This is a genomic window from Clostridium magnum DSM 2767 (assembly GCF_001623875.1).
Taxonomy (GTDB): Bacteria; Bacillota; Clostridia; order Clostridiales; family Clostridiaceae; genus Clostridium_AM; species Clostridium_AM magnum.
Window position 1 is genome coordinate 443,077 of record NZ_LWAE01000003.1, and the last position, 14,448, is coordinate 457,524.

Annotated in this window: 10 protein-coding genes and 2 pseudogenes; 1 reads left to right on the forward strand and 11 read right to left on the reverse strand. The window is 30.9% G+C overall.

Going from position 1 to position 14,448, the window contains the following annotated elements; all coding sequences use genetic code 11:
* Positions 1-2 precede the first annotated feature (2 nt).
* The 11 genes and pseudogenes from CLMAG_RS33775 to CLMAG_RS15560 form a co-directional block, all read right to left on the reverse strand.
* A pseudogene (locus tag CLMAG_RS33775) lies at positions 3-656 on the reverse strand (ABC transporter substrate-binding protein); the annotation flags it as partial.
* Between the two features lie 93 nt (positions 657-749).
* Positions 750-1,751: an endolytic transglycosylase MltG gene (mltG, locus tag CLMAG_RS15515; RefSeq protein ID WP_066624284.1), complete on the reverse strand. Its 1,002-nt coding sequence runs from the start codon at positions 1,749-1,751 to the stop codon at positions 750-752.
* An 88-nt stretch (positions 1,752-1,839) separates the two neighbouring features.
* Positions 1,840-3,015, reverse strand: a complete 1,176-nt coding sequence (locus tag CLMAG_RS15520) for a murein hydrolase activator EnvC family protein (RefSeq protein WP_066624287.1) — start codon at positions 3,013-3,015, stop codon at positions 1,840-1,842.
* A 295-nt stretch (positions 3,016-3,310) separates the two neighbouring features.
* Positions 3,311-3,724 (reverse strand): ribosomal maturation YjgA family protein, encoded by a 414-nt coding sequence (locus CLMAG_RS15525; protein ID WP_066624290.1) that lies wholly within the window; start codon positions 3,722-3,724, stop codon positions 3,311-3,313.
* 95 nt (positions 3,725-3,819) lie between these two features.
* A complete protein-coding gene (locus tag CLMAG_RS15530; protein WP_066624293.1) occupies positions 3,820-6,378 on the reverse strand; it encodes an ABC transporter permease in 2,559 nt (852 codons plus the stop codon).
* Positions 6,362-7,057, reverse strand: a complete 696-nt coding sequence (locus CLMAG_RS15535; RefSeq protein ID WP_066624296.1) for an ABC transporter ATP-binding protein — start codon at positions 7,055-7,057, stop codon at positions 6,362-6,364. Before CLMAG_RS15535 ends, CLMAG_RS15530 begins: the two co-directional genes overlap by 17 nt.
* A gap of 104 nt (positions 7,058-7,161) precedes the next feature.
* Entirely contained in the window at positions 7,162-8,199 is a 1,038-nt protein-coding gene (locus CLMAG_RS15540; protein WP_066624299.1) for a sensor histidine kinase, read from the reverse strand.
* A 250-nt stretch (positions 8,200-8,449) separates the two neighbouring features.
* Positions 8,450-10,177: a hypothetical protein gene (locus CLMAG_RS15545; RefSeq protein WP_066624302.1), complete on the reverse strand. Its 1,728-nt coding sequence runs from the start codon at positions 10,175-10,177 to the stop codon at positions 8,450-8,452.
* Positions 10,178-10,373: 196 nt separating this feature from the next.
* The gene (locus tag CLMAG_RS15550; RefSeq protein ID WP_066624312.1) at positions 10,374-10,802 is read right to left on the reverse strand and encodes an N-acetyltransferase; all 429 of its coding nucleotides are present in this window, start codon (positions 10,800-10,802) and stop codon (positions 10,374-10,376) included.
* 109 nt (positions 10,803-10,911) lie between these two features.
* Positions 10,912-12,171, reverse strand: a complete 1,260-nt coding sequence (locus tag CLMAG_RS15555) for a multidrug effflux MFS transporter (protein WP_066624314.1) — start codon at positions 12,169-12,171, stop codon at positions 10,912-10,914.
* 303 nt (positions 12,172-12,474) lie between these two features.
* Entirely contained in the window at positions 12,475-13,296 is an 822-nt protein-coding gene (locus CLMAG_RS15560; protein ID WP_066624316.1) for a nitroreductase family protein, read from the reverse strand.
* 269 nt (positions 13,297-13,565) lie between these two features.
* Between CLMAG_RS15560 and CLMAG_RS15565 the strand changes: the two are divergent.
* Positions 13,566-14,447, forward strand: a pseudogene (locus CLMAG_RS15565) (LysR family transcriptional regulator).
* The last annotated feature ends 1 nt before the right edge of the window (position 14,448 follow it).

Sequence of the window (14,448 nt, forward strand, 5' to 3'; positions counted from 1 at the left end):
TGATTATTTCTAACTGCTTTTAAGTCCTTCCATAGAGGATTAGTTTGCCACTGATCAATCACTGTTTTCTCTGAGGATTTCATTACAAGTATTACGTCTGGATTTAATTGCACTAACTGCTCTAAGTTCATTTCAGCATAAGCACCATTAGTTTGCTGAATAGCATTTTTCATGCCTATCTTTTCTAATAACTGTCCAGTAAATGAACTAGATGTATGTGTATTAAAAGAATCTTCTCTAACTGCTGCTGGTAAAACAGTTTTAGATCCATCAAAAGCTATCTCTGTCTTTAACTTATTTATCAAATCAGTATGTTCTGTCAAGCGTTTTTCTGACTTTTCTTCTTGGCCAACAGCTTTTGCAATGGTTTTAAAAGCAGTAATATTTTCATCATAGCTTGACTCTAAGCTTTTCAATACAATTGTAGGAGCTATTTTATTTAGTTCTTCATAAATTGCCTTGTGTCTTTTTAAATCTGCAATAATTAAATCTGGCTTTAGAGAACTTATAACTTCTAAATTTGGTTGACTTCTTGTACCTACAGAAGTATAACTGCCTACTTTTTCCGATATGGCTTTTATGAGAATATCTTTTTTATTATTATCGGCAATACCTACTGGCTTTATATCAAGAGCAGCTAAAGCATCAACGAAAGAATATTCTAAATGAACTCTTCATTCTTTTATATAAAAATTTAATTTTTTTTTCGTACTGATTCTTTAAATGAATTAAATAGTTTGCACTCTTAGCTACTTTATATATTTCTTTACATTTACTACATGCTCCTCATAGGTTTTACTAAATACATGGCCATTTTTAGCTGCTACATAATATAAATAATCGTTAACTTCAGGATATAAAGCAGCTTCTATAGATGCCTTACCTGGAGACGCAATAGGTCCTGGTGGTAGTCCTTTGTTTAAATAGGTATTATATTTTGATTCTACCTTAAGATGATTATAATATACTTTATCTAAATTTTTTTCACCCTTTGTATTTGCGTATATAACTGCAGCATCGATTTGTAAAACCATACCTTTTTTAATACGATTATATATTACTCCAGCTATTCTACTTCGTTCCTTATCATTTGCAGCCTCTTTTTCAATTAGAGATGCTATAGTTGTAATTTCATTAATACTCAGACCTAATTCTCTTGCTCTCAAAATATCCTTCTCTGAAAATACGGACTTGAAATTGTTAAACATCAATTTTATTATACTCTCCTCAGTTGAATTCATCGGAATATAATACGTGTCTGGTAGTAAATATCCTTCCAGATCATAAAACACGTCTTTTTTGTGTGAAATAAAAGCCTCAGTATCTATATCTTCCAAATTAGAACGGATGAAGCTGTTCTTCTTAACCAAACCGTTTTTCTCTAATTTACTAGCAATCTGATTTAATGTATAGCCTTCTGGAACTGTTATAATATAAAAGTCAGACTTGCCGCTTTGAAACTTAGTTAAAACATCATTAAATTTCATTTCAGGTTTTAAAATGTAATTACCACTTTTTACATTATTCTTAAAACCAGCAGCCTTTGCATAATATCTTAGATAACTTTCAGATTTTACAACCGATTTTTTTTCTAATTCTAAAGCAATTTGTTCTATAGTTGAATCCTTGTCGATAGTAAAATATATATCCTTTAAATTACTTATTTTACTGTACTGAAAAAAAAGATAGCCTATTGAAGATATAAATACAGCTAAAATTATTGCTAAAGTAATTACTTTTTTTTGTTTCATATTATCACAACCCCAACTTTTAGTAACTATTCGCTACTATTTATCCTTATTAAGAGTATACAACATTTATTTACAATTTTCACTACTTTTAATGCACGTAATAAGCATTAGGCTCTATAGGTTGTCCATCTGAATTTCTTATTTCAAAATGAAGGTGAGGCCCTGAGGAAACACCTGAATTACCTGAATAAGAAATTAACTGCCCTCCCTTGATAGTTTGTCCTACAGACACAGTTAACGAGGAATTATGGGCATAAACGGAGGTTATTTCTCCGTGATCAATCATAACTACATTTCCATACCCGGACATAGACTGAGCTGCTGTGACTGTACCGTCCTTTAATGCATAGATAGGTGTCCCCATTGGAACCCCTATATCTATACCTGCGTGAAGCCTGCTGTAATTTAAAACAGGGTGAAACCGCATACCAAAGGAAGATGTGATTGGATATGCTCCTCCTGTTACAGAGAACAACTTTCCTTTAGAGCTTGTTTGTGAAGAAGATGAGCTGATACTATTTCCCCTTGCAGCTGCAACCTTACTGCTGGCTTTTTTCATTTGTTGAATAGTTTTTGCAAGTTCTTGTGATTCTGATTGTTCCCTGGAAATATTGCTTTCATAAAACTTCTTATCTTTTTCAAGTTTTGCAACCAATTCTCTTTTTTCATTAGATACAGACTGCAGAGATTTATATTTTCTATCTGCCTCAGCCCTCAATACATCAATATTTTTCTTATTACTTTCTAATTCCGTCTTACTTTTTTCTAAATTTTCCTGACTTTCTCTAATATCATTCATAAGAGTCTTATCATACTCCATAACTTTTTTTATAATATCTATTCTGCTTATAAAATCCGGAAAATCTTTCGAACTAAAAATTATATCCAGATATCCACTGTTTCCTGATATATACATAGCTCTAACTCTTTTTCTAAATAATTGATCCTTTTCAGAAAACTCCTGTTTTTTTACTTCAATTTCTTTTTCCTTTTCACTTATTTGGGCGTTTAAATATACAATTTTATTTTTTAACTCCTGTAAACTTAAAGCTGCTTGATTCATATCTTTGTCTAAGACTTCTAATTCTTTTTCTACATTCTTCTTGTCTTCAGCAGTATTTTTCAATTTATCCTTTTTTAGCTCAATAGATTTGTTTATTTCGTTTAACTTGTTCTGACTGTCTTCAATTCCAGCTCCATGAGCATAAGAAAATATGGAGCTGCTGATTGCTATGGCTACTAGTAAAGCTGTGCTGCGTCTCATATCACTTTCTCCTCTTCATACAATAAATTTTTTCCCTAAGTATTATATCAGATTTATATGAAGATAATATAAAGACATACAAATCACCATTTTTTACTACATTTAATTTGTGGTATTGGCTTTCTAAATAGAATATGTGATAGTGGTTTCCACTCAAAGGGAATAAGAGGCCAAGTATATCTCTTTCCATTTTTAAAGGAACTGATTTTATAAGTAATAATAAAGACTATTTTAATAGTTTGCAATAACTAATGATAGACTCTCCATTCTTCAACTATATTATACTTTTCATGCCTTATTTTCTTGATAGTATAATATATAGGTTTATTTTATTAAATAGAAGTTCCATAGCTACACCTACTCCTATTCCTATAGCATAAGCTATTAAATCACTCCATAAAAATCCATATCCTAATACCAATCCTCCTAGGGTTGTTCTCCTAATACTATCTATCCAATTTGCGTGATATAACTGACTTAATTCAATAAGATAGCAAAATATTATTCCTATTAATGCAACTCCCTTTGTCTTCATAGTTCTAAAAATAAAACCAAAGGCAATAAAACTCATTAATGCCCAAAGAGCGTCACCTAAATATGTATTCAAAAAGTCTGGTATAACATTATGCATCTTTCTTGAGGTTAATCCTAAAGCAATTACAATTGTTATCATTAATCCATATAATAATCTATTACGTTTATAACCCACTCTATTTATCTCCATTCTTAATTGACTTAGTGTAGATATTCCTATGAATATCTCTAATAGCACATTTAATAATTTAAAACTAACTTTCTTGGCTATTAGTCTATTTCTCTCAACCTCTCCACTATACTCATCTTGTTTCCAAATTTATAACATAAAGCTGGTGCTATTATAGAAAATACTATAAGGAAAGGTATACAAATTAATACAGGTGTTAACGTAAAGCGATAAGTGAAAAACCATATACCACCGGCTACAGTCTTAACTATAAAGTAATTGATAGCTACTCCAAGAGTACAAACTATTAATATAGTAAATAAAGCGTAGTATAATCCCTCAAAAATTAGTAGTTTATAGAGCTGCTTTCTAGTCATTCCTATACTTTGAAGCATTGCATGTTCTTGTCTTCTGGATATTATATTTGTTATCATAGAATTAACAAAGTTTAGTATTCCTATAAGGGCAATTATAAAGCTGAGAGAATAGCCAATCATTCTATAAGTAGATTGGGTCTTTGCAAATTCCTTCTCAAAGGTCTTTCTAGATTTATATTCAAGCATAGGATTTTTTGTTTTAATATAGTCTGTAAGATACTTTTCTGTACCATCTATATACTTATCTTCCATATCAAATATTGCTGTCATTATTATTGGATTGTCTGCAAAAGCTTTGAACTCATTAGAGGTCATGTAAATATCTATTCCACAGGTATTGTAAATTTTCAAAGAAATATTATATGGAATTTCTCCTATTGCTAAAACCTTATAGCTCTTTTCCTTTTCATTATCATATTTTATTTTTATAGTATCTCCAACTTCGTAATAGCTTTCTTTCATATCTGGACCTAAAAAGAATGGCCTTCCAATAACTACATAATTTCCCGAAGCAAATTTCCCTGCATCAAAATTCCCTTTGACAATTTCTAGTTTATGTCCTATCAACTTATCCAGTCCGTATATATTCAGAGGTATTTCGCCTTTACTTAATGTTTGTTTTGATTCCTTTATATATAAATCATCACCTCCTCGTAATTTTTCTTCTTTTTTAATTGAAGTATCAAACCATTTTAAGGCCTTAGTATCAAGATTGTGATATTGTGCTCTAAAGTATACCCTTTCTATATGCTCTAAACCTTGCAATGAGTTTATTTCATTAATTGTATTTTCTGATAATGTATTTTGCCCATTATATCCCATAGCAGGATTAAAATATGCTGCGTCAGCTATAGCGAAATCACTAATCATATTATAGCTAATATATTTTTCCATATCAAAACCAGTAACTATGGTATAGACACTATTAAGAAGTATTATACTTAAAGAAAGTGAAAGCATTACAATAAAGGCCTTTTTAAAATTTCTGAAGATATTTGCTAAAGCCATCTTGGAAGCCTTTGCTCCATTAGTTGAGTTTTTAATTTTTTTCCTTTCCGTCTTTGAAAGACCTGTATATCTTACTGCCTCTATCGGTGATATTTTCGAAGCTATCTTGGCTGGTTTTTTGCAGCTTATTGATATAGTTATAATTGAAAATAAGGCTGAACCTATAAATATCAGAGGATTAAAGGACAAGGATTTTTGTGTAATACTTAAAACTTGCATTGCAAAGGGAAGTAGTATCAAACCTAGAATATATCCTATAAAGAGCCCTGCTGGTATCCCTATCGCAGAGAGTATTCTAGCTTGATTTTTAACAATGATTTTTATTTGCTTTTCAGTAGTTCCTATGGTTTTCAACATACCGTAAAATTTAGTATCCTTTGCCACTGAAATATAGAATATATTATATATAATAAGATAACCACTTAATAAAATAAGCAGCATCGCACCTAGCAAGCCAAGTGCTGTTCCGAAATCTAGCTGAAAGTTTGCTATAGAATAGGCCCAGTTTACCCCTGTTTCTATATCCTTTTCTGTATATCCGCTATCTTTTAATATTTGTAAAAGCTTACCTTTTACATTAAAACTATTAGAAAAAACTACATCAACAAACATAAGACCAGATATACTATTGGCTTCTTTAATACTTTTCTTAACATGCTTTGTATCTATACCTGCAAGCCTCGTTTTGATAAATTTATCTGACACCCAGGCTAAACTAGCTGGGGTAACTTTATCTCCCTCCCAGTATCCAGAAAGCATAAAAGTGTCCGTAACCTGCTTGCCGTTTATTTTATAAGAAAGGGTTATCTCTTTCCCTATTTCATGTGGTATTCCAAGGTTATCCAACACTATCGTATCTGTAGCTAATTCATTTGCCTTTTCAGGCATTTTTCCTTTAGTTGGTTTAGAAAACATTAATTCCGCTTCTTTATCCGTTCCATATCGTATTTCAGTAGATCTTGTTATGAGCTCTTTGTTATCAGCGGAACCTACCATTATTGAGTAACCAAGTTCTTTTATAAGTTTATGGTCTTTTATTTTGTTAAATTCTTCGTTAGTTACATACTTAAAACTACCATGAGCACTGCCTCCAACCTGACGCATAGTGCTTTCTTCTATGGATTTTAACATACTCATTCCAATAGTGAATACGCAGGTAAACAAGATCGTTGTAAGTGCTATTGAAATTATTATAAATATATTTCTAAGTTTATTTGCTTTTAAACTCCTGATGGAGAGCTTGTAAATTGACCTCTTATTAGCAGTTTCTATCATCAGTATTCACCGCCTTATTTACAATTCTTCCATCTTCGATTCTTATGATTCTATCCGCCATTTGAGCTATTTCTTCATTATGAGTTATCATAACTATGGTTTGGTTAAACCTCTGACCTGTAGTTTTTAATAATCCCATCACATCAAGGCTTGTCTTACTATCAAGATTTCCTGTAGGCTCATCAGCTAAAATAATGGCAGGCTTAGTTGCTAAAGCTCTTGCAATTGCTACCCTTTGTTGTTGTCCTCCTGACAGGTTATTCGGATAGTTGTTTATCTTGTCCTTCAATCCAAGTACAGATACTATATTTTCTAAATATTCCTCATCAATTTTATTTCCATCAAGCTCAATAGGAAGAACTATATTTTCATAGACATTCAATATAGGTATAAGGTTATAATTTTGAAATATAAAACCTATTTTTCTCCTTCTAAATATAGTCAGTTCTTCATCACTCAATTTAAATATTTCTTTCCCTTCAACTTCTACTGAACCAGAAGTTGGCCTGTCAAGTCCTCCAAGCATATGTAAAAGTGTACTTTTGCCACTTCCGGAAGTGCCTACAATAGCAACAAACTCCCCTTGATTAATACTTAAATCTACTTCATCTAAAGCTCTTACTGTATTCTCTCCCTCTCCGTAGATTTTCTTTAAATCCCTAGTCTTTAAAATTAGCATATCAGTTTCCTCCCAAAATATATCCTTCACATCAACATAATATACTCCATAAATCTAACAAACTGCTTTCTCAAATATAACAGTTTTGTAATATTTATATTTATTTAAGTATTAGGGAGGAATACTGAAAATACAGAGCCCTTGCTAATTTGAGATTTAACCTTAATATATCCCCCCTGTGAGGCTATAATTTCTCTTGAAAGGTAAAGCCCTATGCCAACCCCCTCATATTGAGATACATCTTTACTTCTATAAAAACGCTTGAATATGGAGGTAATTTCATCTTCTCTAATTCCTATTCCAGTATCTGAAATGGCTATCTCCGTAAAAATCTCATATTGTTTAACTGTTACATCAATCCTTCCTGCTGCAGCAGTATACTTTATACCATTTTCTAGTATGTTGGTGATAGCTTCACTGGACCATTTGCTATCATGACATGCTTTAATGTCTTCCCTGCAGGATACGTGAATTTGAATATTCTTTTTTTCAGCCTCAGAAAACACAGCGCCAATAGACCTGCTAATAGTTTGAAATACTGGCAAAAGAGCTTTATTGGCAGATATAATTCCAACTTCAAGTCTTGACATTTTAACCAAGGATTCTATCAACCACTTAAATTTTTCAGACTGAACCCTTATGCCCTCTGCCAATTCTCGTTCTTCCTGATTTATTGTAGACCTATCAAGCAATAATTCTGAATAAAGTAATATATTAGCTATTGGTGTCTTTGTCTGATGTGAAATATCTGAAATAAGACTTTTTATTTTATTTCGCTCTTCATCAATTGCTGCTGTAGTAGCTTTTGACATGGAAACAAAACGGTACATTTTATTTTCTAGAGCTGAAAGGGATGTTTCCTCATAGCTTATACATTTAGAATTTTCCCTATTTATTGCATTATCTATGATGCCATCAATTGCTTTAATAACTGAAGTTATCTTTTTCTTTAATAAAAGTATAAATGAAATTGTCAGTGATAAAATAAAAAAAACGTATATAAATATGGCAAGAATAAGTTGCTCCCTTTGAATGTCACTATTAAATAAGATAAATGCAGCAACAGCTAAAGTAATTGATAAAAACAGTCCTCCAAAAGCAAAATAAGTCCTATAAAATGAAGCTTCTGTAACCTTATTCATTTATTCCACCACCAGACCACATATATCCCATACCATATATTGTTTTTATATATTTAGTTATTACTATTTATTCAATTCATTTCTGATACAGCGAAAAACTCAGAAGTAGATATTTATCACCGCTTGTAGGTCGCTTAAATATCTACTTACAAACGGTGATGTTTTTTATAGGTAACCTTATTAACAAGTGTATATTATTCACTAAAACCTAATAGATTCTATTTATATTAATTAATGACTTTTAGAATTTTTATTGAAGTTTTAGTATAAATTCTGTAACTGGAATAACCTTTTGATTCTCTATACTTACATATTCTAGCTTTATATTGTCCCCATCTCTTGCAAGTACTATATCTGCATTAACACCTTTATCCACCATAAATATACTATTAGATTCAGTATCAATTTTCAAATAAAATACAGTCTTACCACTTTCCACAACCTCATTAATTCTTACAATCTTGCCTTCCTTTTGTACTTTCTTTAGCTGCAAGTTATTATTAACTTTTACATCAGAATTTTGATTTATTGAACCATCAACAATAGCTTTTTTAAATGCTTCTAATAGATCCGCCTTATTATCTGCAAGCACTGAGTACTTACTTTGAGCAGTGACAAGTCCAAGTTTTACAAAGGAACCATCAGTCTTGTTAACTACAGGTACAATCCAAGTATCCACTCCATAAAGATTATATAATATTGGTTGAGCTGTAGCCCAGTTTGATTTATTAGCTCCTAAAAGCTTATCAATAGAGTTCATAGATCCTTCTCCATTTAGGAAGCCTGGTGTTTTATAGTAGGTCATATCACCACTTCTTGTATTCATTAGGGTGTATCCTGTCATAGTAGTAGATGTACTAGAGGTATTGGTGTGATCTGTAAAGAAATAGAAACCACCATTGCTTCCTATAACTCCAACTACCTGATTAGACTCCACTTCTAACCCCTTTAAGTTAACACTAGAAGCCCATTGAGTTGGAATATGAACACCCTTTTGACCAATTACTGAGTTAATCAATCCCCTTTGATATCTTCCGAAATATCTATTATAAGTTTCTGCAACTTGAGATGTATAAACCTGATCAACCCAAGCTGGAACCTTATCCTTTGAGAAATTCTGCACCTCTCCAGTTTTTGTATTATAAAGAAGAACTCCCTCTACAATTATTCCAGTTCTTCCATACTTATAATGTCCATAGGAGCCTACGTAGTATGGATTTAAATTGTCATCTAATTCCACATTAGCATTTAATAGTATTTTATCTGATGCATAAGCTCTTAGTTTTCTATATATATTATGATTTAGTACAAGAGATTCACCATACTTATAAGAAACAGATACTAGCTTTGCATCCTCTAATCTTTCTGCTGAGACATATATTATACCAGGCAATTCCTTATTTAAAAAAGCCTTTAAATCACCCTCTATATCTATAGGTGCTACATAATATGCGCCTTTTTCTGTTTTAGTAAGAGTAACCTGTCCTACTTTATAAAGACTTGGATTAGGTAGTGAACCTATTAGTGTCTGCATCTGATAATAAGCTGTCTCTGGAGGAATAATTATAATATTTTCTGTATCAATTTTAGGTGACTGCTTATCACTTTCTTTTACATTAGTCATTGTGTATAGGTTTTTTGTTCCTCCATATACGTATGGAGCTGAAGAATACACTATACTAGCTGCTAAAAGAACTAAAAACATAGCATTAAATTTATTTACCACTATATCTTTGCCCTCTTTTAGATTTCTTTTGTTTAGAACACTAGCAGAACCAAATATTAGCTGAAACAAGGCAACCCACTTTAAGTTTGCTATTACAAATGATATACTTCTATCTTCATTACCAGCATAGAATACTGTAAAGGAATAAACAAAACCTATTAAATATCTTATAATTTGTTCAAGCTTAGAACTCTTTTTAAAGTTAAAGTTCAAAAACAATATTGGAAACAAGAAATACCATAAAATAACCATACACTTTTCTCCTAACTTTTAATATGATATTAATTAACTCTTTATATAATTCATTATACAACTTTATATTATTTATTTCAATAGAACATTATATAAATTTTCATCTCAATTAACCAATAATGTTTAGTTTAGAAAAAAACACTAGTTTATTACACCTAATAAACTAGTGTTTCCCGGGATTTATCTAGATTTGTCTTTATTTTATCCATGACATAATATATTCTTTATAACTAGAGTCTTCATTGATTTGCTCTTTCTTTATTAAAAAATCACAATCTTTATAAAAATTCACTGCTGATATATTTTCAGTATAAACCCCTAATTCTAATGTGGAATATTGAGATTTGCAATAATTCACTAGTTTTTTGCCAATACCTTGTCTATGATACTCTTCTAAAACAAACAATGCGCCAATAAATGAATCGTCCACAATACTTATAAATCCTTTGATTATATCATTTTCTTTATAAACAAAAGTAGTAGACACAGGTAAGTACTGCTCTTTAACAATATTATAATTTTTAATCCAATAATTCTTTGGTATAAAACTATGTGCGCTAATGTTAGTCTCTAACCATATATCCATAACTTCTTCTATTTCAAAGCTTTCTAGTCTCTTAATCATGTTTCTCTCCTTTAATTTTTTTAGAAACAACCTATGAAAACTAAATTTAGCAACTTATGTTAAATTATGTTTCTAGTGCATTATTATAATAAACTTTATTCTATATTGTTTATTTTTCAGTTAAAGGATACTCTACTCTCTTTACTCCTATACAAGGAATACTAGATTTCATAAACAAATACCAGCCTATGAGCGATAAACATGAAAAAATAGTTATTATAATTCCAAGTCCCTCAACCATATTCCCCCATGGCATGGAAGCTATTGACATACCTATGCTGCCTAAGATTGTAAATAAAGTATTAATTAGTGAAGATGCTGAACCTGTATCCCCTTTTTGTTGTTCGAAGAGCACGTTAGTACTAAAAGGTCTAATAGCACTACCAGTTACTGACATAATAATAAAGGACATCAAAAATATTACTGGGGACAATGTACCAACTGACATTACCAATAATCCACTGAAAACAGATAAAGCAAAACATCCTATTGGAAAAGCCTTTTTATTAATATTACTTAAAAATTTAACATATATAACTGGCCCCAAAATAGATATCAAAGCATTTGCTGCAAAAAAATAGCTATAAGATTGTTCACTAAGTCTAAAATAATCAACATAAATATATGATGAGATAGCTATATACCCCATAAATGGCAATGCATTTAGTGAAAATATAACTGTTGGAATAAAGAAGCTTTTATTTTTTGATACTGTAAATAAACGCCCTATAGAACCTATGATAGTTCCTGTATACCTTTCTTCCTCTTTTAGTGTTTCTCTATACAAAATGGTTAATAACAGGTTTATAACGCTTACTACTGTCAGGGCCCAAAAAGCACCTCTCCAATCAGAAAACTTCAAAATCAAAGCACCGATAATTGGAGCAATCATAGGTGCAAGACCAGAAATTGATTGAGTGATTGCCAAGATGCTTTCTCTTTTTTTACCCGAAAAACAATCTTTTATTATAGCTACAGAAACAGATGTAATACCACCTGCACCGATTCCCTGCATTGCCCTTGATAAAATAAGAAAATAAACATCAGTAGAAAGTGCACAGGAAACACTACTAATTATATAAATTATTGCCCCCACAGTAAGAATAGGTTTCCGACCATATTTATCACTTAAAGGTCCCCAAAGTAAAATCCCTACCGCATAACAAACGAAAAAAGAGCTTAATGTTAAATTGGTTATAGCAGAATTACTTGCAAAGTATGAACTCATGGTAGGCAAAGCCGGTAAATATAAATCAGTAGAAAGTGGTATAAAGGCATTCATTAATGCTATGAAAGCTATAAGACCTTTATTACCTAAATACTTCTGATTGTTTCCTGATTCGGTGCTTTTGCACTCTGTTATATTCATTTTTATCCCCCCTAATTTGTAGAATATACTTTTCTCAAAGTTCTCTAAAAATTCTTTACTATATTATGTATATATGTTTTTTTAATTTTTGTTCCATAAGTTGATATACCTTCCATACAATTTTATTCTTTCATATTAATGCACATCAATACAATACGACAGCACTATATCACATAACATAAATTATAACATATTTCCAGTTAATCTTACAGAAATAGTATAATTTTTATTTATGTGCTTAACTAAATAAAGGTGAGTTAATTTTCTTCACCTCACCCTTTATATTAACTCTCCATCAACAACTTATTTCCAAATTATATCCGCTTCTTTTCTTGGTACAGTTCTAAAATATTTTACATCAGGATATCCTATTACCATACAAGTCACTATTTTTTTACCTTCCTTTACACCAAGAAAATTCATCATTTTCTCGTTACCTTGTGAAGCTCTTACTAAAAATCCACTGAATAATGTTCCAAGGTCTAAAGCATTAGTCATAAGTTCCATATTTGAAGAAGCTAATGCACCATTTACATCTGAGTTAGCTGTAACTATTATTACTGCAGGAGCATTAAAAAACAATTTATCATTTTCCTTAGGATTTGCTTTAAAATCCTCGTACATTTTTATCCACATTTCTGCATATCTTTTAAATACTGTAGTCTGTGGAGTCAAATTAGCTAATAACTCTTCTCCTATTTTCTTTAGACTTTCTAAAGTTAGCTCTTTTAACTCTTGTATTCCATCCCTTACTACTATAAAGGACACATCCTGCATGTTACTTCCAGTTTGAGTATATCTACCTGCTTCTATAATCTTAGAAAGCTTTTCTTCTTCTACCTCTTTATCCTTAAATTGTCTTACAGTTCTTCTGAATTTAATAAAATTTAGCAAATTGTCTGCATCAACTAAAAAATCTTCCTTATTATAATTCTTCACTTCTTCCATATTATATTCTTCTGTCCATACTGCATCTTTAGGACAAACAGCAATACAATGTCCACATTTCATACAACTTACATTATTAATCTTAGCTTTACCATCAACTATTTCTATGTCTCTTAGAAAACAATCCTTAACACATTGTCCACAACCAATACACTTTTCGTTATTTACATTCATCATATAATAATCCACTCCCTAAAGTTCTTATTTTAATAGTTCTTTGACTTATATATAAATAAAATTTATAATAAATTTATGTAAGTGTACAACTTTTTATCAGTACATTAGGATTATATCACCAAACAATTAGTTATGTCTAATTAATAATATTCACCTAACTATAACCTAAAGTTATAGAAAACAGTATTTCATTTTTAATAAAATATAGAATTCCAATTGTTAAAGCCTAATTACTCATAGTTGGAATCATATAATTAAGGAGTGCATATATGAATTTACAACAACTACAATATTTCCAAAAAATAGCCGATACTGAAAACTTCACTACTGCTGCCGCCTTAGCATCGGTAACCCAGCCCGCTTTAAGTAAAGCTATTTCCAAATTAGAAGCTGAGTTAAATGTACCTTTATTTGAAAGAAATGGCCGTAATATTAAGCTTACCTCTTTTGGAGAAGCATTTCAAAAGCATGCTAATGTAGCTTTGTCAGAGATCGAAAAAGGAATTCGTGAATTAGAAGATATGGCAAACCCCGATAGAGGAATTATTTCTATTGCGTCTACTCACTGTATTGGTACTTACTTCATGCCTTTTATCATTAGTGATTTTTTAGGCTGCTTTCCTAACACTAAATTTCAATTTAATCACGAATCTACACCAGAAGTATTAACAGATTTAAAGGATGGTAAAATAGATTTAGGATTTTATGATAAAATCACTAGTATTAGTGCAAATGCCGAAATTAAGTCAATACCAGTAAAAAGAGAATAGTATGTTTTGATTGTTCCAAAAAACCACCCTCTTTCAAATCATACAGAAGTTTCTTTAAAAGACTTGAAAGAGGAGTCTTTTATTGTCTTTAACCAAGGAGACAAGGACACTATGGTTTCTTATTCTGAGTTTATTGGTTATACCCCTAAGATATCCATAGAACCTAATGAAGTTAGCATGCTTGGAGGCTTAGTTGCTGCCGGTGCTGGTATTACCATTGTTCCCAATAATCCTCTTCTTAATACAAATACAATTTCTATAATAAAGATAAAAGAGGATATTGGCTATAGAACTATTTATATGGGTTGGATTAAAGATTCTTACATGTCCCCTATTGCAGCTAAGTTTAGGGATTTTGTAATCTCACTAACAAATAAGTAAT

Excerpts from the sequence above, each read along its gene's own strand:
- mltG (WP_066624284.1), bottom strand. The coding sequence starts at position 1,751 with ATGAAACAAAAAAAAGTAATTACTTTAGCAATAATTTTAGCTGTATTT.
- CLMAG_RS15520 (WP_066624287.1), bottom strand. The coding sequence starts at position 3,015 with ATGAGACGCAGCACAGCTTTACTAGTAGCCATAGCAATCAGCAGCTCC.
- CLMAG_RS15530 (WP_066624293.1), bottom strand. The coding sequence starts at position 6,378 with ATGATAGAAACTGCTAATAAGAGGTCAATTTACAAGCTCTCCATCAGG.
- CLMAG_RS15535 (WP_066624296.1), bottom strand. The coding sequence starts at position 7,057 with ATGCTAATTTTAAAGACTAGGGATTTAAAGAAAATCTACGGAGAGGGA.
- CLMAG_RS15540 (WP_066624299.1), bottom strand. The coding sequence starts at position 8,199 with ATGAATAAGGTTACAGAAGCTTCATTTTATAGGACTTATTTTGCTTTT.
- CLMAG_RS15545 (WP_066624302.1), bottom strand. The coding sequence starts at position 10,177 with ATGGTTATTTTATGGTATTTCTTGTTTCCAATATTGTTTTTGAACTTT.
- CLMAG_RS15550 (WP_066624312.1), bottom strand. The coding sequence starts at position 10,802 with ATGATTAAGAGACTAGAAAGCTTTGAAATAGAAGAAGTTATGGATATA.
- CLMAG_RS15555 (WP_066624314.1), bottom strand. The coding sequence starts at position 12,171 with ATGAATATAACAGAGTGCAAAAGCACCGAATCAGGAAACAATCAGAAG.
- CLMAG_RS15560 (WP_066624316.1), bottom strand. The coding sequence starts at position 13,296 with ATGATGAATGTAAATAACGAAAAGTGTATTGGTTGTGGACAATGTGTT.